Annotated in this window: 17 protein-coding genes and 1 pseudogene; 5 read left to right on the plus strand and 13 right to left on the minus strand. The window is 37.4% G+C overall.

All coding sequences use genetic code 11. The annotated features are described in order from the left end of the window. Window positions 1–26 precede the first annotated feature (26 nt). The 6 genes from E4N74_RS05710 to E4N74_RS05735 all read right to left on the minus strand — a co-directional run bounded on the left by E4N74_RS05710 (window position 27) and on the right by E4N74_RS05735 (window position 7,381). Window positions 27–653, minus strand: a complete 627-nt coding sequence (locus E4N74_RS05710) for a periplasmic-type flagellar collar protein FlbB (RefSeq protein WP_044979440.1) — start codon at window positions 651–653, stop codon at window positions 27–29. Window positions 654–782: 129 nt separating this feature from the next. Continuing rightward, window positions 783–1,847 (minus strand): protease modulator HflC, encoded by a 1,065-nt coding sequence (gene hflC, locus E4N74_RS05715; protein WP_255819242.1) that lies wholly within the window; start codon window positions 1,845–1,847, stop codon window positions 783–785. A gap of 4 nt (window positions 1,848–1,851) precedes the next feature. Next, window positions 1,852–2,808: an FtsH protease activity modulator HflK gene (gene hflK / locus E4N74_RS05720; protein WP_255819243.1), complete on the minus strand. Its 957-nt coding sequence runs from the start codon at window positions 2,806–2,808 to the stop codon at window positions 1,852–1,854. A gap of 48 nt (window positions 2,809–2,856) precedes the next feature. Next, window positions 2,857–4,983 (minus strand): ribonucleoside triphosphate reductase, encoded by a 2,127-nt coding sequence (locus E4N74_RS05725; protein ID WP_255806520.1) that lies wholly within the window; start codon window positions 4,981–4,983, stop codon window positions 2,857–2,859. Between the two features lie 33 nt (window positions 4,984–5,016). Next, the gene (nrdR, locus tag E4N74_RS05730; RefSeq protein WP_044979444.1) at window positions 5,017–5,472 is read right to left on the minus strand and encodes a transcriptional regulator NrdR; all 456 of its coding nucleotides are present in this window, start codon (window positions 5,470–5,472) and stop codon (window positions 5,017–5,019) included. Window positions 5,473–5,617: 145 nt separating this feature from the next. Then, the gene (locus E4N74_RS05735) at window positions 5,618–7,381 is read right to left on the minus strand and encodes an ATP-binding protein (RefSeq protein WP_044979445.1); all 1,764 of its coding nucleotides are present in this window, start codon (window positions 7,379–7,381) and stop codon (window positions 5,618–5,620) included. A gap of 284 nt (window positions 7,382–7,665) precedes the next feature. Between E4N74_RS05735 and E4N74_RS05740 the strand changes: the two genes are divergently transcribed. From E4N74_RS05740 to E4N74_RS05755, 4 genes are read left to right on the plus strand one after another with little or no spacing between them, the layout of a single operon-like run. Beyond that, window positions 7,666–8,106 (plus strand): hypothetical protein, encoded by a 441-nt coding sequence (locus tag E4N74_RS05740; RefSeq protein ID WP_044979446.1) that lies wholly within the window; start codon window positions 7,666–7,668, stop codon window positions 8,104–8,106. Between the two features lie 11 nt (window positions 8,107–8,117). Then, window positions 8,118–9,278: a hypothetical protein gene (locus E4N74_RS05745; protein ID WP_044979447.1), complete on the plus strand. Its 1,161-nt coding sequence runs from the start codon at window positions 8,118–8,120 to the stop codon at window positions 9,276–9,278. Window positions 9,279–9,298: 20 nt separating this feature from the next. Further along, window positions 9,299–9,517, plus strand: coding sequence for a hypothetical protein (locus E4N74_RS05750; protein ID WP_255819244.1), 219 nt, complete (start codon window positions 9,299–9,301; stop codon window positions 9,515–9,517). A gap of 11 nt (window positions 9,518–9,528) precedes the next feature. Then, on the plus strand, window positions 9,529–10,224 hold the full coding sequence (locus tag E4N74_RS05755; RefSeq protein ID WP_044979449.1) for a FecR family protein: 696 nt from the start codon (window positions 9,529–9,531) through the stop codon (window positions 10,222–10,224). On the opposite strand, the gene E4N74_RS05760 is transcribed toward E4N74_RS05755, so the two are convergent. The 4 genes from E4N74_RS05760 to E4N74_RS05775 are packed head-to-tail and all read right to left on the minus strand — an operon-like array spanning window position 10,201 to window position 14,692. Then, window positions 10,201–10,803, minus strand: coding sequence for an IMPACT family protein (locus E4N74_RS05760; RefSeq protein ID WP_044979450.1), 603 nt, complete (start codon window positions 10,801–10,803; stop codon window positions 10,201–10,203). The genes E4N74_RS05755 and E4N74_RS05760 overlap by 24 nt on opposite strands. Then, a complete protein-coding gene (locus E4N74_RS05765; protein ID WP_255819245.1) occupies window positions 10,800–12,407 on the minus strand; it encodes a ComEC/Rec2 family competence protein in 1,608 nt (535 codons plus the stop codon). Before E4N74_RS05765 ends, E4N74_RS05760 begins: the two co-directional genes overlap by 4 nt. Beyond that, window positions 12,401–13,573: a hypothetical protein gene (locus E4N74_RS05770; RefSeq protein ID WP_044979452.1), complete on the minus strand. Its 1,173-nt coding sequence runs from the start codon at window positions 13,571–13,573 to the stop codon at window positions 12,401–12,403. The genes E4N74_RS05765 and E4N74_RS05770 overlap by 7 nt, the downstream gene beginning before the upstream one ends. A gap of 9 nt (window positions 13,574–13,582) precedes the next feature. Then, complete coding sequence (locus E4N74_RS05775; protein WP_044979453.1) at window positions 13,583–14,692, minus strand: PilZ domain-containing protein; 1,110 nt, start codon at window positions 14,690–14,692, stop codon at window positions 13,583–13,585. A 107-nt stretch (window positions 14,693–14,799) separates the two neighbouring features. Here E4N74_RS05775 and E4N74_RS05780 point away from each other — a divergent pair, with 107 nt between their 5' ends. Beyond that, a complete protein-coding gene (locus tag E4N74_RS05780; protein WP_245608876.1) occupies window positions 14,800–15,219 on the plus strand; it encodes a CPBP family glutamic-type intramembrane protease in 420 nt (139 codons plus the stop codon). Here E4N74_RS05780 and E4N74_RS05785 read toward each other — a convergent pair. The 3 genes and pseudogenes from E4N74_RS05785 to lepB form a co-directional block, all read right to left on the minus strand. Then, a pseudogene (locus E4N74_RS05785) lies at window positions 15,195–17,128 on the minus strand (motility associated factor glycosyltransferase family protein). The gene E4N74_RS05780 and the pseudogene E4N74_RS05785 overlap by 25 nt on opposite strands. Next, entirely contained in the window at window positions 17,109–18,971 is a 1,863-nt protein-coding gene (locus E4N74_RS05790) for a penicillin-binding protein (RefSeq protein ID WP_044979455.1), read from the minus strand. The pseudogene E4N74_RS05785 and the gene E4N74_RS05790 overlap by 20 nt, the downstream one beginning before the upstream one ends. Then, window positions 18,959–19,495, minus strand: coding sequence for a signal peptidase I (gene lepB / locus E4N74_RS05795; RefSeq protein WP_044979456.1), 537 nt, complete (start codon window positions 19,493–19,495; stop codon window positions 18,959–18,961). Before lepB ends, E4N74_RS05790 begins: the two co-directional genes overlap by 13 nt. Window positions 19,496–19,497 lie beyond the last annotated feature (2 nt).

The raw sequence follows: 19,497 nt of genomic DNA on the forward strand, positions 1-19,497 counted from the left end.
TTTAACTTTAAAACTTAAATTTCCGATTACGGGAATGTTACGGGTTTATTTGCCATTTTACGCTGAATCTCCGCAGCCCTGGAAGCAGGCATCAAAGAAAACCAATAGGCAACCGAAGAGTTTTTACCTTCTTCTTCAGCTATTTTTTCTACAGCCCTCAGCACATCAATTATATCCTGATCATCCATAGCTATAAGATTTGAAACGGCTTTTTCAGGGGGCATACCGTTGATATATCTTGCGATTTGGATTATGTTCGCCTCACGTGCATCCCTTTCCACCATCAAAAGATTAAAGTTCTTTTCTTTTTCTTCTATAGCATTACGCCGGTCATCAAGCTCTTCTGCAATCTGCTTATTTTCATTTTCCTGTGTTTGAACATCTTCTTCACGCTTATCCAATTCTTGGGAACGCACTTCAAGAGCCAGCAAACGCTTTTCATAGCGGTCATTTTCCAAGTTGGCCATATCATCATCATCTACCGGAGCAATGCCCTCAGCAGTTTTTAAGCCGAAAAGGGAGTAAATAGGAGAAAACAAGCTCCTTGAGCTTATTAGGCCTAAGTAATCAAACCACAATAAGCCTCCGAAAACAAGTAAAATAATCAATATTAAAAGAACAATTATCCGTCCTATAGTTCCGCTTCTTCTCAAAATTTCTACCTCCCATAAAAACGATGTTTTGTGCTAAGCACAAAACTCGGTAGATAAACAGCAAGGCAGAATTCCTGCCGAACTGTTTATCACTCCTCCTATACAATATCGGAAAAACTTTTTTTAAGGTTAATGCTTATATAGGTATTGAAAGTATTCCATATCCGTTGAAAGTATTTTTTCGGTCTCAGGCAAGGAATTTCTATAAATCTCCATGCTCTTCCAAAAACTGTAAAATTCAGGGGACTTGCCGTAGCTTTCGGCATAGATTGCAACTGCCCTTGCATCCGCATCGCCTTTTATTCTTTCGGCCTCGGCATAGGCCTGCGATAAAATAGTCCGCTTTTCGTTTTCCAATTCTCCGAGTATTTTAAGCTTTTCACCGTCGCCTGTAGACCTAAATGTTCCGGCAATCTGATTTCTTTCTTTTATCATGCGGCTGAATACGGAATTTTCAAGCTCATCCGAATACTTAATTCCTTTAAAAATTATGTCAACCACCTCCAAGCCGAATTCTCCCAACTGGCTATTGGCCTTTGCCAGAATTTCATCAGCCAGAGTTTCCCTGCCCTTTTTTATCACAGGAAAGTTTACTTTTTCCGTTTTTAAGGAACCGAGGTCAACTTCTGCATTCTCAAGGTTAAACTCTTCAGTAGTTTTACTTTCATTTATAATATTTGAGCTTCGTACAACATCGGCAAGACTGTTTACCGAAATAATATCTCTAACCGACGAATCTACAATATCCGAAAGACGGGAATAAGCGCTATCATAGGTTGTTAGGGATTCATAAAACTTTTTTACGTCAACTATACGCCATCGGCTGGTGGTATCTACTTTAAGATACTGTTTTTCTAGGGTAAGAATCTTTTGGGGATCGCCGTCCAGACGCAGAAGTTTTGAAGTATATTTGTTTACGGTATGAATCAAGGGCATCTTAAAATGAAGACCTGCTTCTTTTTCGGTTTTTACTACAGCTCCGAACTTTGTTATGATAGCGACATTGCCCTCATTTAAAATATAAAAAGGTTTTAAGAAAAAAAACAAAACGACAAGTATAACTACAAAGAAAAACCAGCCGAAACTTTTTTTGTCTTTTGTGTTTTTTTCCGGTTTTATCTTATTTTTGGAAGAAGGATTTTCAAATTTTACATCTTCAGTGTTTCCGTTTTCGGTATTTTCATAGTTTTCCATAAAATCAGTTGTCTCCCTTATTTAATTCTTTTAAAGGTAAAAAGTTTTTTAAGTTTTTGTCTATTAGGGTAATATTTTCATTATTTTTAAAAATAGAATCAAGAGTTTCAAGGTAGAGTCTTCTCCTCGTAATATCGGGAGCCTTTACATATTCCGAATAAACGGCGTTAAAACGGGCAACATCTCCGTTTGCCTTGTTTATTCTTTCGGAAGCATAGCCTCTAGCTTCTTCAATCATTTTTTGAGCCTCACCCTTTGCCTTAGGAATCTCTTTATTGTAGGCTTCCTTTCCCTCGTTTATGAGCCTGTTCATATCTTGAATCGCTATATTGACGTCCTCAAAGGCAGCTTGAACTTCATGAGGCGGAACAATATTTTGTAATTGCACCGATGAAACGGAAATTCCAATGCCGATCTGCTTATATTTTTCGTTCATTTTTTCTTGCGCTAAAACTGCAATGCTGTCACGATCCAAGCTGATTATGTCCATTATAGCCCTGTCGCCTACCAGGCTGTTGACAACGGATTTTGAAATATCTCTGACGGTTTTATTTCTTTGATCTTCTTCAACATTAAAAAGCCAAGCCTTAGGGTCCACTATTTTATACTGAATAACCCATTCAACATTTATGATGTTCAGGTCTCCTGTAAGCATTGAAGATTCACTTAAAATGGAATTTTGGTACTCGCTTCTTTCACTCGATCTTGCAGTTCGGAAGCCGAATTCTTCTTTTTGAACGGTCTTAACCGGAACCTTATAAACCTGATCTACAAATGGAATTACAAAGTTAAGTCCCGGTGAAAGGGTCTTTGTATATTTACCGAAACGGGTGACAATTCCGTTATCCGTTGTAGGAATAACCTTTATTCCCGAAAAAGCTATAAGAGCAATTACGACAAGTATTATCACCGTGCGTAAAACTCCTAACATCTTTGAAGGATCAACCTTTTTTTGCTTCATTTTTTCCTCCATGAAGAATTTATTTTTTTAACATTCTTTCTAAAAACATTAAATTTTAGAAGAAACACTCAAGACCTCGGCCCTTTCTTTTTCAAGCTCGGCCAGTTTTAGTTCAAGTTTTGCCTGTTTTTCACGCTTGCAATAAGGGCACTCAAAATGCTCGCCCTCAAGATAACCGTGAACCGGACATATCGAAAATGTCGGCGAAATAGAAAAATAGGGAATACGGTAATTGTTTGCAACAGCCTTAACCAAATCTCTGCAAGATTCCCAATCCTTGATAGACTCGCCCAAGAATATGTGAAAAACCGTACCTCCCGTATACTTACGCTGTAAACTTTCTTGATGATCCAAGGCCTCAAAAACATCGGTAGTATAGGCAACGGGAAGCTGGCTTGAGTTGGTGTAATAGGGCTCGGCATCTCCCGAACTTATTATATCGGGGAACTGATTTTTATCGTGGCGAGCCAGTCTGTAAGAAGTACTTTCAGCAGGAGTTGCTTCAAGGTTAAATAAGCTCCCCGTTTCTTCTTGGAAGTCTGCAAGGCGGTTTCTCATATAGGTTAAAACCTTTTCTGCAAATGCCTTTCCTCTCGGGCTTACAATATCTTCTCCCAAAAAGTTTAGGCAGGACTCGTTCATGCCGCAAATTCCTATAGTCGAAAAGTGATTATTTAAATGATGTAAATACCTTTTTGTATACGGAAAAAGACCGCCTTCCAAGAGTTTTTCGATTACCTTCCGCTTCATCTCAAGGCTTTGTTTTGCAGTCTCCATAAGATAATCCAAACGGTCAAAGTAGTCCTTTTCGTTTTTTGAAAGATAACCTATTTGGGGCATGTTTATTGTAACCACCCCTATAGAGCCTGTAAACTCATCGGAACCGAAAAGCCCGCCTCCCCTTTTACGCAATTCCCTCTTATCGAGTTGAAGGCGGCAGCACATGGAGCGCACATCCCCCGGATTTAGGTCTGAATTTATAAAATTTTGAAAATAAGGCGTACCGTAGCGGGCAGTCATTTCAAAAAGAAGCTTTGCATTCGGACTTGACCAGTCAAAATCAGAGGTTATATTGTAAGTCGGAATCGGATATTGAAAGCCCCGTCCTGCAGCATCTCCTTCAAGCATAAGTTCAATAAAGAGCTTATTTATCATATCCATTTCTTTTTGGCAGTCGCCGTATGTAAAATCCTGTGTTTCTCCCCCGACAACAGCTTTTTGATTTGCAAGGTCGGGCGGGCATACCCAGTCCAAGGTTATATTTGTAAAGGGAGCCTGAGAACCCCAACGGCTGGGAGTGTTTACGCCGTAAACGAAACTTTGAAGGCACTGCTTTACGCTTGCCTCACTCATACTATCCTTTTTTACAAAGGGAGCCAAATATGTGTCAAATGAGCTGAAGGCTTGAGCCCCTGCCCATTCGTTTTGCATAATACCTAAAAAGTTGACTATCTGCTGAATAAGCGTTGATAAATGCTTAGGCGGCTTTGATGTAATCTTATCGGGAACCCCGCCCAAGCCCTCATGGATGAGCTGCCTAAGTGACCAGCCTGCACAGTAGCCTGAAAACATTGAAAGATCATGGATATGAAAGGCTGCCGTTATATGGGCTTCGGCAATAGCCGGCGTATAAATATTTTTAAGCCAATAATTTGCCGTAATAGTACCGGAATTATGAAGAATAAGACCGCCTAAAGAAAAGTTTACGTTTGCATTTTCTTTTACACGCCAATCGGATTGACTTAAATATCCGTCCATTGTGCTGTTGATATTCAGCATAAGGCTTTCCGCATCACGCACAGCCTCCCTCTTTGCCCGGTAAAGGATATAGGCCTTTGCAAGACGGGCTTCCTTTTGTTCAATTAAAACAAGCTCTACCACATCTTGAATCTCTTCTATTGCCGGAATTGAATGGGCATAACGCGATGCCATAATCGATTTTAACTTTTCTTCAACTTTATCGGTCAAAAATGCAGCTTTTTCATCATTCGGACAGCCTTCAACTGCGGTGATAGCCTTATTGATAGCTTTTTCTATTTTTTTGCGGTTATAAGCCTCAATTTCTCCTGAACGTTTTACCACCGAGCGCAAAATTTCAGGCTTTGCCTTCTCCATAGTCCCTAAAAAGGACTTCCATTCAGGAAAAACCGTTTGATTTGTACTTTTTTCCTCCATAACTTTTAATACCTCCCAATTTATTTACATCATTTATTTTCTGACTTTTTTTACCTCGTTTACAAATTCATCCAAGTTGCTGAATTGCTTATAAACGGATGCAAAGCGGATATATGCTACTTTATCTACGGAATATAAATGAGACAGAACCATTTCGCCCAAAGCGGTAGTTTCTATTTCTTTGTTAAGACCTGAATTTAAAATTGCCTGATCTTCGATTTCGCTTACGATGTTTTCAATTTCATTTGAAGAGATAGGCCTCTTTTCAAGGGCGCGCTCAATACCTTTTTCAAGTTTTTTTCGGTCAAAGGGTTCTCTTCGGCCGTCTTTTTTGATAACCATAAAAGGTTTTTCTTCAATGTGTTCATAACTTGTAAAGCGGTAACCGCAAGAAATACACTCCCGTCTCCTCCGTATACAGTCACCTTGAGCCAGAGTTCTTGATTCCATAACCTTATCATCGCAGCTTCCGCAATGCGGACATCTCATATTTAAATTACCGGATGCCTCAGAACGGCACCCTTCCCTCCCAAAAATAGCGTATCTGAATACACGATATAGAATATCACACTATATATAGCGTGTCAATAGCCAAACGGTGTCATACGGTGTAAAACAGTGTCAAAACGTTAAATTATTTTTCTCCTAAAAGCTGCTTTATCTCGAAAATTTCAGAGGACATAGCAGATCGCTGCATTGATTGGTACTTTTTAGGAACCATCTCTTTGCTGGTACATTCTATTGCAGCAACAAGGTTTTGCAGTTCTATCTCATAAGGATAAGAAGGCGGAATAAAGTCGGCTATAGTTTCTTCCAAGTCCTTTTGTATTATCATTGCTCTGCCTTCTACAGTTGCGTTCATCTTTGCACGTACAAGCATGGCTTCTATATCCGCACCGGATACATCGAATTTAATCTTTTTTATTATCGAATTTAAATTTACATCATGAAGCTTGATGCGGAGCTTTCTTTGGAGGGTTTCAAAAAGATCAAGTCTTTCGGCATCGGTTTCGGGATAAAAAAGGGCTAAATGTTCTTCGGCCCTGCCCTGTCTTTTTAAGTCGACGGGAATCAAATCGGGCCGACAGGTAATCAAAAACCAGATTATCTTTCCTCTGTAAGCGGTATTTCCCATAAAATTTGCTATTTGAGCAAAAACCCGTCCCGAAGTACCGGATATATCGTTCGCGGTGCGGTTTCCGAGTACTACATCGGCCTCATCTATCATTACCGCCACAGGAGACATAGCCCTCAAAATATTCAGAACCTTTTCAAGATTCGATTCGGTTGCCCCCTGCCATTGAGAGCGGAAATTGCGTAAACGCACCATAGGAATACCTATTTCGCCCGCAAAGGCTGACACTATAAAGGTTTTTCCTGTACCGATGGGGCCGGAAATAAGATAGCCCATAGGAAGAACGTCAGTCCGAGCGGCCTTTAAAGCCTTCGCCGCAATTTTAAAACGCTTTTTTACAAAATCATGGCCTGAAACGAGGGAGAGGTCATAATCCGTATCTATAAATTCCAAAAGTCCGCCGGCCTCATTTTCGATAATTTCCCTTTTTTTTGTTGCCAAATAATCCAAACTTATAGGCTTGTCATCCTGATAAGACTCTCCCACAAGCTGATAGAGGTTTAATAGGTTTAAGCCGGAGGTTAAAGCTCCCATTTTTTCAGAGCTTAAGCCCCTTTCCGTTAAAAGAATTTCCTCGTTGCGTCTTAAATGTTCTAAAAAATTAACCCTTACGGCTGCATCCGGCAAGGGAATACGCACCTTTATTGTAGAAGGAGAGGCAGTGAGGCGTGGATTTAGATCTGTAAGGTTTTCGGTAAGCATTATTACGGAAATATCTTCCCTAGTAAAAGAGGGCTCATGGGACCATCTGTTTAAGGTAACAAGGCAGTATCGGTCTATTTCATCCAAATTTCCGATCTCATCGGCAGGAATTATGGTTTCGGCATAATCTATTATAAGAACAATCCTCAAATTCTTGCCGAAATTTAAAACAAAATACCTTTCGAGATAAGAAAAGGCCTCTTCAGGGTCGCGGGACAAAAAGTTTTCGGGAGGCACATCAGGATAAGTCATATGCATTGTTTCAAGATAAGATTTTTCCATATCGGAAGTACAAAAAGAAATGCCTCCCGACTTATCGTAATACACTATTATATCTTGATTGCCAAATAAAACTTCTGAAATATAGTCTCTTATTTTTACAAACAAAAAATTATGCCCGTATTCGGTTATTTGATGGGGCAAAAAATCTCTTATATTTCCATGAACAAAATAAAGGTTTGCCGTTTTTGAACAATATTTTCTTGAAAGCTCTTGTGCCCATTCCGGTAAAATATCGATATAGGCACTATTTTCTTTAATCAGCTGTTTTCCTGCTGCCATAATCCCTCCCGCCTTATAAGTTACCATACAACAAAAAAAATAAAATTTCAAGAAGAAAGCATAAAAAAGCCCCGCTCGGATGCGGAGTATCCAAACGGGGCTTTAATGTTAACAAGGTTTTTAGCGTTTTGTCAAAATTTTATTGCATAATTTTTTAACAAATCCCGCCTAAATTTATACGAGATTCAATTTTCCAATTTTTTTATTATTTTGATTGTTTTTTTTTATTGTTTGTGATATACTTGTGTATAAATAAAGAACTGTAATAAATATAGGGAGGCGGTATGAAAAAAATATCTTCAATTCTTGTATGTTTAGCTGTCGGGGCAATTCTTTTTGCTCAGTCGGCAGAAAAGATGGATGAAATTTTAGCTTCAAATGCCCTAACAATGGGGCAGGCCTGTTATCTTGTAGGTACATCTATCGGGAAAGTCGATGATAAGGAATCCTATGAAACGGCCTTTAACAAATTTAAAGAACTTAAAATGTTTAAAGACAAAAAATATGATGAGCCCATAAGGTTTGATGAGTTTTCTAACTTGGCCTTGCAGTATTCTTCTATAAAGCATGGGCTGTGGTATGGAATTACAAAAAATCCGCATTATGCTTTTAGACAGCTTAAAATTATGAAGATAATCCCTCATAAAACAGTTCCGTCTTCACATATTAAGCCTTTTACAGCAATTAACCTATTAGCAAAAATAATGCCTAGCGAGGATAAGTAAGGGGGATGATGATGAAAAAAATAAAATTATTTATATTTTCGTTTTTAATTATTACGTTAAACCTTTCGGCCTTTGAAGGAGGCGGAATGTTTAAAACGGGTCTCGGCATTGACCTTGGTAAAAACAAAGCAAATTTATCTCATTTTGATAGTCTGTCTCTTTGGGCCAAACAAAATCTTGATAAAGAAGGAAATTATAACTTTGCTATTCAGGCTTCATATTTACTTAATTTAAAAAAGCCGATAAAACCTAATGGAGAGCTGAATTTAGATCATATCGCTAATTTGGATATGCTCAAATTCTCATTTTTGTTTCCTATAGGCAATGACAGTTTGACCATTGATGCAGGCAGGTACAATATATCCGACATAACCGCTGTAATTTTAAATCAAAACATTGATGGTGTGTATGCAGCATACAAAAAAACTAATTTTGCAGCATATTTTAATTTAGGATACACAGGGCTTTTAAACACCTATGTGAATCCTATCAATGCAGCGGATATAGCATCAATATCAAAGAAACAAACAAAAATTTACAATCTTGCGCCCTCTTTTGTACATATGTCAGCTTTGTTTCATATTCCTTTTCAATCATTACGCCATGCAGTTGACATTGATTTGAACTCGTTCATTGCAACACAAACCCCAAAGGCAACAAACAATTATGTTTCAATATCAGCAAACGGTCCTATAGTCAATAAGCTGTTCTATCTTGCTTCAATATCAAGTTCCATATTAACACGGGACAAAATAAACGCGAGAATAGGTTTTTTCTTATCAGGAGGGCTGGATTACTATTTTGAAAAATACAGTTCAAAAATAGGTTTAAAAACACAATTTTTCTCAGGAGGAAAGAATAGTTTTAAATCTTTTACGCTTTCAAATGTGTCAAAGGTTAATTTTATTGAGTCTACGGATTTATGGAAAATAGGTTTAAATGGAAGTATAAAGCCGATACAGGATTTGTTTTTAAGTACGGAAGCAGCTATTATGACTTATGCAGAAGCTCACCCTAAGGGCAAAAGTAATTTTGCCGGTTTTGAGTGGGATGTATCTGCCGATTATACAATACTTCAAGATATATCTATCAACACTGATTTAGGTATGGTTGTGGGACAAAACGGTAAGTTTGATGCAGTTTTTAAGTTAAAGGGCATCATTTCGTTCTAAAATGTTTATAACTAGGAGGTGTGATAAACAGTTCGGCAGGAATTCTGCCTAACTGTTTATCTGCCGAGTTTTGTGCTTTGCACAAAACATCGCATTATTATACGTGTGTGCTTTCCAGCACACACTTGAAAAAACTTTTTTCGGAAATTGATTCGCTATCCGCTTTAGCGGATACGATGGAAAATTTCCTTGCAGAACAGAACCGCAAGGGTCTGATATTTCCTGCAAAAAGTTTTTAGAGGAGAAAAAGATGAAAAAGGTATTTCTTATTATTAGTTTAGTTTGCTTTATACTAACTCCGCTTTTGGCAATTAGCGGTGAAGTTGTTGCAGTCAAGGGAAAAGCTGAAATAAAGCAAGGTGAAAAATGGGTTCCTGTAAAAGCAGGGAACAAAATAACATCGGGGATTATGATTTCGACAGGGTTTAAATCCGAACTGACTTTAAAAATTGACGGCTCCGTTATTACGGTTAAGCCTATGACAAGACTTACAATTGAAGAAATCGCCGAAAAGAATGAAACCGTTTCTTCAGAAGTCTACTTAAATGTAGGTTCCGTAAAAGCTGATGTAAAGCCGGCTTCAACAAAAAAGGTTGAATTTAAGGTAAAAACACCTGTTGCAACAGCTTCCGTTCGAGGAACATCGGGAGAAATCGACTCTGAAGGGCTTTTAGTCGGAACAAGCGGGTCATGGTCATATGCCAACAATAATGGAATTGAAACAAGGGTAAATATCGGCGAGTCGGTTATTATAAGCGATACAGGTATGGTAACTCCGGCTCAAAACATTAAAGCAAATGAAGTTTTACCGGAATCCGTAAAAACTCTTGCCGAAGCGGAAGCTAATTCTCCTACGCTTACTAACCAATCACTAAGTATTGAAGATGCAGTAAGCACAGCCGCCTCAGTTTCAACAATCGCGCTAAGTGTAGGCTGGAAAGACTAACTTTACACCCCCCTTTGAAGCATTTTCAATAAAGGCTTCAAAGGGGGCTTTGTTCTCTGTCGGTATTTTAGCTTTTACTGTTACCCGTTCGCCGAAACTTACTTTTAGTGCTTCAACCGAAAATTCATCAAGACAGCGTTTTAAATTTTCCCACTCGGCATAAGAACATTCAAATTGAAAAGGCTCTTTTTTGATAAGTTCTTCGGTTACAGCCTCGGTTAATACAAGTTTTGCAGAATCCGAATAGGCTTTTACCAAGCCTCCCGTTCCCAAAAGGGTGCCGCCGAACCAGCGTGTAATTGTAAGCATTATGTTTGTGATTCCTGAACCCGTGAGCACTGCAAGAGCCGGCCGGCCGGCAGTTCCTGAAGGCTCCCCGTCATCGGAACAGCCTAAAACCTCTCCGTTTGCGCCCGCAACAAAGGCATGGACTACATGGCGGGCATCTTCATATTTTTCTTTTTGACTTTTTAAAAGCTCCCTAGCTTCGGCGGCCGAATTTATCGGAAAAATTTCCGCTAAAAATTTGGAGTTTTTTACGTTTAGTTCATTTGAAGCGTATCGAACTAAAATTTTCATCTTAAAAGATTCTCCCTCTTTTTTAAGATTCTATCGGCATACATCATACAAATTAGACCGGCTGCAAAAGGTACTAACGCAAAAACACAACTATCAAACAAGCTATAAGATTTTATGGGCGGTACTAAATTAAAAAGCCGGATAAGAAAAAATATTAAATTATAAAAACCGTTCAATAAAAAAGAAAAGATAAAGCCTGTAAAAGGAAATAAAACGGAAATAAAAACCGCTGCAAGCCCTAAAATTAAAAAGGCCGATATAAGAGGACTTATAACCACAGAAGCAATTATACCTATCGGTGCTAAGACACCTATTTTACTTATTACAATAGGGGCTGTAAAAGTTTGAGCACCTATTGAAGCCGAAAGACTTCCGGATATTTTAGGAGGTATTTTTCCGTTCAAAATATCGGATACGGCACTTCCGAAAATCAGGATACCGGCCAAGGCACCGTAAGAAAGCATAAACCCAAGACTTAAAGCATCATCAGGTTTTACGGCAATATGAAAAATGAGCATTGCACATAAAACCGAAATCATAGGAGGTTTAAGACCTAAAGACTTTCCTACAATAATTAAAATCATCATACCGAGGGCTCGGTTAAGAGACGGAGCGGCTCCTGCAAACCAAACAAAAAGTATAATCGAAATTAGAGAAAACTTTACCGCTAGATTTTTTTTTCCGAAGATTGACCCCAGCTGGACGGCAGTTAAACTTACCAAAGAAACATGCATACCGGAAAGAGCCAAAACGTGAGCAAGCCCTGCATTTTTAAAGGCTTCCGAAACAGGAAGAGCCAAAAAGTCCCTGTTTGCAGAAAGAAGAGCTAAAAGCAAGGCACCTGCACTTTCCCACCCTGATAATAGCCTCATAAGATAAAACCGTAAAAATGCTCTGAATCTTAAAATACCTGACATCCAGCCTAAAAATTCGGGAACGGATTTATCTCCAAAAAAGACTAAAGGACTTGCACCGTTTTTCTTTGCACCGAAACGGCCTGAAGCTTCAAATATTACGCCTTTAGAAAAATTAGTTAAAGATTCTTTTCTGGAATCGGCCTTATAGGCGTCCTTGTAGGCGTCCTTATACGCGGCCTGATCGGCAGTTTTATAAACCGAAATACCGTAAGCATTATTTTGTAATACCATCTCCGAAGGAAAAAATATCTTTATATTTCCGCTTGCAGAAAATTTAGATCCGTTTTTATAAGAAAGAGAAAGAATTTTAGCATTTGCAGCGTAATATTTTTCGCCTGCAGGGTAAGCTTCGCTTACAAGCACGGCTTTAAGTTTTTCAACCTTATTTAATTCGGCAAGGCTTAACGGTTCTGCATAGATAAAAAAAAGCTGCAAAGCTGCAAAACATCCTATAAAAAGACCGGCAAATATAAAATGAGCCTTCTTTTTTAAGAAAAAAAGAATAAAAAATACGGTTAAAAAAAATAAAGTAAAAAAACTAAAAATAAAAAATACCGAAGATTCGGTAAAATTGCTTTCAATAAAGCATAAAAAGTAAAATGACAAAGCTGCCGCTGCAGCAGATGTTACAATAGGCTTTACAATAAAAAAATTGTAAAGATTTTTTAATTTTTTTTCATTTACCACTTTAACTCCTCTATGGCATTTCGAGAAGCTTGTTTAACCGTTTTAGAATAATTTAAGTATTCAACATACAATAGATAGTCAAATGCGGTTTTATCACCAAGCTTTCTCAAAGCCGTAATTACACTGAGCACTAAGGGCTCATCGTATTGCTTTGTTTTTTCGGTTTCCGAATTTAACACACCTAAAAATATTGACAAATTTTGCGAACATTCGATTGTACCTAAATTTCCCATACAATCGATTATCGAAATAAGCAGATCATTCACCCTATTAGTTGATTTACGCAAACCTTGAGCATAATAGAAAAATTTATTTACTTGCGGCGATGCCTTGCTCCACTTTAATTCAGATAAAACAGGCAAAGCCGCCTCAATCAAATTTTCTGCACTCTCAGCATCTGCATCTTGTAGATTTTTAAGGCCGTAATCAACTATGAGCTCACTAATCCTTCCAAGTTCAGTACTATCAAGCCGCTTATTTTCTTTTGCCAATAAATACAGTGTCCATATATATTGTATGTTTTTTTCACCCGTTTTGGCTAAAATTTCATCAAAATAATTAAAAGAAATATTATTTAATGCAGTTTTTACGGTATCTTTTAAGTTATCGCTTACAGGATAAAATAAAGTCTTAATTAAAATATTAAAAGAAGAAGGATCGGCAAAATTTCCTAAAACTTCGGCATAAACGCTTAAGAGATTTACGCTAAAAGTTTTTCCCGAAATCAAATCGGACAGCCCCGCCTCATAAAGAGAATTTAAATAATCCGTAAAAGCCGAATCTTGCTGAATAAGTCTACTCAAACTTTTTAAACAAGCAATTTGAAAGTCCTCATTTTCAACCGTAGAAAACAAATAGCGTATACTTCCGGAGGACTTTATTTCATTCAGCTCACCTAATTTTGTAACCGAGATTATTCCTATATTAAGCAATCTAGGATCATTTTTTAATATATCATAAGAATTCTTAACATACTCCACTGCATCTTTATAAACCGGAATTAAGCCCTCATCTTCCGATTGTGAAATTGAACGCAAAATCATAAGTTTTACATCAATTCCTGCACTAATAAAATCTTTACGTAACTTTAACAGTTCTTCTTTATCCATGGAAAAAATAGAGCCGGCACAAAAAATTAAAAGAAAAACAAAAATAATCTTTTTCATACAGAACCTTTACCTTCTTTCTTTCAAATCGTAGAGGACAGGATACTCCTCTTTTAAATTATCATTTAAAGAGTTATTATTTTCATCCTCTAAAATATTACTTAAAAAATCCGTATTATCATCATCAGCGATATTATATATGTAGGATAGAATAGCATTTTTCATTTTTTGATCTAAAAACTCGCATTGAAAATGAACCCTTGATTTATTCAAAGGCTGATCATAAATAAACCTTACTATTTTGCCGCACATTACAATCTCGGTATTTTTTAGCTTAAATTGCAGCTTCATACGGATTCCCTTTGCGGCCTTACCCTTTACATAGAACATAGCTCCGTCCTCAGATATATCCTTTACGGTAGACTTTACACCGCCTTCAGTCTCATAGTTGGAATTATAAGGATCTCCTACACGCAGAGGAAACATTAGGCCTTCAATATTGCAGGAGGCTCTAACCGACTTTCTCTTTTGTGTGCGTACCATTTTTTTTGAGTGTCTAACATAGATTTCTATATGGTCATCAATTTTTTGCGATTTTATAGCTTCCGACTGAAATACATATCCGGCATCATTTTGTTTCCAAAAATATACCTTTATTTCCTTATTTTGCCAATTTACCTTTTCTGCCCGTTCAGCAGATGCATCATAAAGAGCAAAAACCAATTTTTCTTTTGTATTTGCCGTAAGCTTACCGTAAACCGTTGTTTCTCGCGGAACAAAGAGAATACAAATCTGACCTATATAAATTTCATGTGTAGATTCCAGTCTTCTTTTTCTTTGTACCTCTTCCAACTCAATCTTTGTGCGGTAATCATAGAGCTTGTTAAGTAAAATTTGCATTTTTTGGGAAATGTCGGCATTCAGTTTATTTTCAATCTGGCGTGAAATAAATCTGATACATTCATCTAAGGCTGAAACCGACCAAAAAAGACGGGTTTTATCTTCAAGGCCTACATAATTAGCGGTACGCCACAACAGCAAAAGATTAGAAAATAAAAAGCCGCGATCCTTTCCTTCAGTAAAAAAACGGATTAAAGCCAAAAGATGTCTTCCAGGAAGAGTAAATGATAGAGCAGCGAATAAAAGAAACAAAATTACAAAAACTATAACAATATACATACTTATCTCTTTGTGATATAATACCATAAATTATGTGTTTTGATAAGAAGAGTATAAGAATTTTATTGGAATTTATCTTCATTTTCACCGTTTTTGTTATCCCTCCAATGTTAAACACTAGAGCCTTTATTCCTCCGAATAAGCCGGAAGGTTTTTTTTATAGTTTAATCTTTATATCAAAAATAGTTTTTTTTGCAGCCTATGAAGAAATTCTATACCGAATATATTTACCCTATAGGATAAAAAGCCTTTACGGGCAAAGAGCCCATACCATTAAGTATTGCTTTTGGAGTTCAGAAATTTTTCCCATAATTTTTTTTGCACTGGCTCATAGGTATTTGGGTTTTCTTAATGTGCTTTATGCTATGGCAGCAGGTATAATTTTTAGAATCTTATACGTTCTTATACAAAAAAAATTCGGCACCAAATACAGTCCGGCAAGAGCAAGCATAACAGCGGCTGTTTGCGTTATATTTATACACTCCGTTCACAACTGCATCATCTATCTTTTGATTTTTAAAGGATAAATGAAATTGAAATGGCACAGGCTTCATATATGTTTTTATATATTAAAAAATTTTCTTCATAAACGGAGGTAAAAGATTTACTCTGAGGAGGCTTATTTAAATCTTCATCAAGCAAAAGATCAAAGCCTATTATGACATTTGTCTTATTGGTTCTTATTTTTTCATCGATAAGGTTTAAGTTTTCTATACTTTTGTTTATAATAGAATCTTCAAGAGGCTTTCCGTTTTTTAAAGGACTTAGGATATTTCGGCATATATCCATACCATCCCTTGCAAGTTTCATGGTTTTGTCCAAATCAAGTCTTAATTCTTTTAAGGCAGCCGAAAGGCTTTGAGAGCTAAAGCTATCTTCTTTATGAGAAAATAAGTTAGACAAAGGACTTATTTTCTCGATTTTTATTTTTTTTGAAAGAAGCGACGCTTTTGCTTTAATTAAAAATTCTTCAACACTTAAGGGCGGCATATTCGGTATTTTTAAGCCCTGCGGTAAAAGATTATAAGTTTTAACACTAGGAAATTCGGCAATCTTACTTTCAAACCACCAAGCATACATCTCCATTCTTTTGTCGCTTAACACCTTTCCAATATAGCCTTCCTTTAATTGGGGCGAGGCGGAATAAAGGCTTAGATGAGAGGCCGTTTCCGAAGGAAAAAAACGGTTTGAAAAAGCATTTACATCTTCTTCAAAGCGGCTCCCTTTAAAATGGGTTTGAAAATCGGGAAAGGCTAAATCGAGGCCGGCAAAAATAATTTCAGGACAGCCCAATATCCTTGCAAAATCCCAGCAAGCCGTTGCAACGGAACCGCCTGTAACAAGCTTCCCCTTTTCGCCTATAGCTTTTTCTATATATTGAGCGAGAGGAAACATAGAAGTGCATAAAAACTTGGCTCTTGTTTTAAGACGAAAAACGGCCGGATATACGGAAGACTCGGTAATAAGAATAGAATCCGATATATCAAGGTCTGCCAGATGAAGATAGTTCCAATATTGAGCATCCATCAAAAGAATAAAGTCCGGGTTTATTCCCCTCCTAAGACAGGCCCTAACTGCCGTATCGGCTGAAATGATAATGAACTTATCTTCATTTTCTTTTACAAGATTTATCGTGTTATCCAAGCCGGGTCCGGCAGCAATTATTACACAAGGATAAGAATTAAAAAGATTTTTTAGGTGCAAAATACCGGGAAGATTTTCAACTTGAGTTTTGTTTTTAAAAAAATTTTTAAGCCAAAGTTTTCCGAATTTCTTTAAGGTATTCTTGTTTAAATTTGTCTTTTCATTTCTCCGCTTTTTTAAGGCCTCAAATTCAAAAAACCAAGAAGAACTTACATCAATCAAAGGCTGAATTTTAAAAGCGGGAATATCAAAAAAAGATTTGCTTTCAAAAAAATCCAACACATCTTTCGGATAAAGACCTAAAAGAAGTATAAGATTTTCGTGCATAAAAAAATCATCCAAGGGGCGGCTCTGCAAAAAAAGAAAAAAAACAAAAAGGTCGGGCTCAATTATAATCAAAGAAGACTTAGGATTTTTCTTTGCATAAAGCTCTTGAGTATAACCCAAACCAAGACCGTAAAAAACACAAGAGCTTTTAGCCTTTTTATCTTTAAAAAAATCAATGGATATATTTTTTTCGGCCTCGCTTATAGGATTATATTTTGAATGAAGATATTTTCCGTTTATGCGTGCAGTAAAAATCTTTTTATCTTTTTCTTTTAATTTTGCTTCTTCGAGATAATAGCTTTCAGGAATTCTTTCGGCAAATTGTTTAATACCGATTTCGGAGTCAAGGCCCAAGGCAGCAGAGAGCTCAGGAAACCGACGAGAAAAAAGTTCCGCATTATGAAAAAGATTCTTGTATAAAATTTCACGATTACCGGCGTTTTCTTTATTCAAGAGTGAGCTCAATTTTCATTCCTTTTTTAAGGGGGGTACCGGGAGGAGGAGTTTGAGACACTACATAGCCGTCACCTGTAATTTTTACCGAAAAGTCTTTTTGCAAAAGAAGCTCAAGTAAGAGCTTTTTGGGAACTCCAGTTAGGTCGGGCATCTTATCTTTTAAGACAACAGGTTTATTCTCGCTTATGGGAATCCGTCCGGTGTGTTCAACGGTGGGAGCATTTTCCCTTGCAAGCCCGAGATAATCTATAATTTCATTCGAAGCCTCTGAAATTGCCGGAGCTGCAATAACGGATCCGTATATTTGCCCGACAGGCTTTATAACAGCCGTATATAAAATAATCTTTGGGTCATCTGCCGGAAAAATTCCTATACAGCTTGAAATAAAATCGGTCTTACTGTAGCCCCCGCCTTTCTCATTTGCCATCTGAGCTGTTCCGGTTTTTACGGCAATGGGAACTCCGTTGATAGAGGCCCTCCAAGCTATACCCTCTATGGAGCCCGTTCTCATATAGCTTAAAAGCAGCTCGGCATTTTTTTCGGATATAACCTTGTTTAAAACCGAGGGCTTATGAAGATAGACGATGTTTCCTTCCTTGTCGGCAACCTTTGAAATAAGAGAAAGGCGCAAAGTGGAACCTTTATTGGTAAAGGCCGTTGCAGCCTCAACCAGCTGCAACGCTGAAACTCCGATTTCCTGTCCTATAGCAATTGTGTGCTTTGTGCGGATAGACCAATTTTGAGGGTCGGCAAGAAGACCAGCCGTTTCTCCGGGAAGTTCTACATTGGTTTTAGAGCCGAAACCGAAAAGTTTAATCTTTTCATAAAAAGCATTTTTTTCGGTAATATCGGCAATTTGAGCAGTCGCATCATTACATGAAAGGCGGATTACATCTCGCGGACTTACCCTTCCATGGGGCTTTAAACAGGTAATGGGCTTTACATTGGGCCTATTAAATTCAAAAAGAGCATTACAGTCATAAATATCCCCATCCTTAGTAGTGCCCAGCTCTAAGAATGCCGCCATAGAAAATATCTTAAAAACCGATCCCGGTTCATAGACGTAGTTTGCAGGACGGTCAAAACGCTGTTCAGGAGTGCTTTCGGTAAATTTTGCAAGAGAAGCGGAAGGGGAATTTACATAGGCGAGGATTTCTCCGGTCTTTGCATCAACTGCAAGAAAAACAGCAGATTGAGCCTTTGTTTCTTCCATCATTTTAGATGTAATTTTTTCAAGAATGTATTGAATGTTTCCGTCTATGCTAAGGTAAACATCGTACCCCTTGCCCGTATAGCCCTTTGTTTCTGGCGGAGGAGAAAGAATATTTTGAAGGGAGTATTCTACTCCTGTTTTTCCTCTTCCGTCATCGCCTAAAAAACCTACAACCGTTGAAGCTAAGGTATTTTCGGGATAGGTCCGGTTAAATACGGACTCAAACCTAATACCACTTAATTTATTTTCATCTATAACGGTTTTAACCAAATCCCTTTCACTTTCGCTCATTCTTTTTTTTAAATATAAAAAATTTGATTTGGAATCTTGAATTTTTTCTAAGAGCTCGGATTCGTTTTGCATTAAAACGGGGGATAAGGCCTTTGCCGCTTCGGCAGGATTTTTCATCAGAGTCTTATCGGCATAAAGATTATAGATAGTTGTCTGAACCGCAAGGATTTTTTTATTTCTGTCATATATAGTCCCCCTTTCGGTCGAAACCTTAGGAGTAATCACTATAGGTTCTTTCATTATCATGTACTTTGCAAACTGTAATATAAGCAAAATGACAAAAATAATTACAAAACTTATAAAAACCCAAAACCGAGGCCTTGAAATAAACCTATCTACTTCTTCCATATAAAAACCTTACCGTAAATACCGTCAGCCGCAACAAAACCGTAATCGCGGGAATCATAAGATTCTTTTAGATTATCGCCCAAGGCTAAAACATAGCCCGCCGGAACCCGCACTTTTTTTTCATCGGACATACCGCCTAAATTGCGGAATTGTACAGCCGTTAAAGGTATATCTTTTCCGGAAACCTTCATCGAATAATCGTAATTGTACCCTAATTTTTTAGAAAATTCTATAGGTTCTTCCGAAATAGCTAAGCATCTTTTTACGGTAAAATGCCCGTCTTTTAGGTACACGATTATGTCGCCGCTTTTAGGCCTTGCCCAACGGAAAATATACTTATTCTTTAAAGGATGTTTTATACCGTAAGCAGCCTTAAAAATCAATACATAGTTTCCGGCTTTTAAAGAAGGCTCCATAGAAGTGCCTGAAATCTTCTTTACATCAAAAACACAGGCTTTGATAAAAGCAAAAAAAAGTATAATGGAAAAAAAATAAAAGAGTTTTCTTTTAGTTTTTTTTAACACCT

It is taken from the genome of Treponema putidum, assembly GCF_024401155.1.
Lineage (GTDB): Bacteria > Spirochaetota > Spirochaetia > Treponematales > Treponemataceae > Treponema_B > Treponema_B putidum.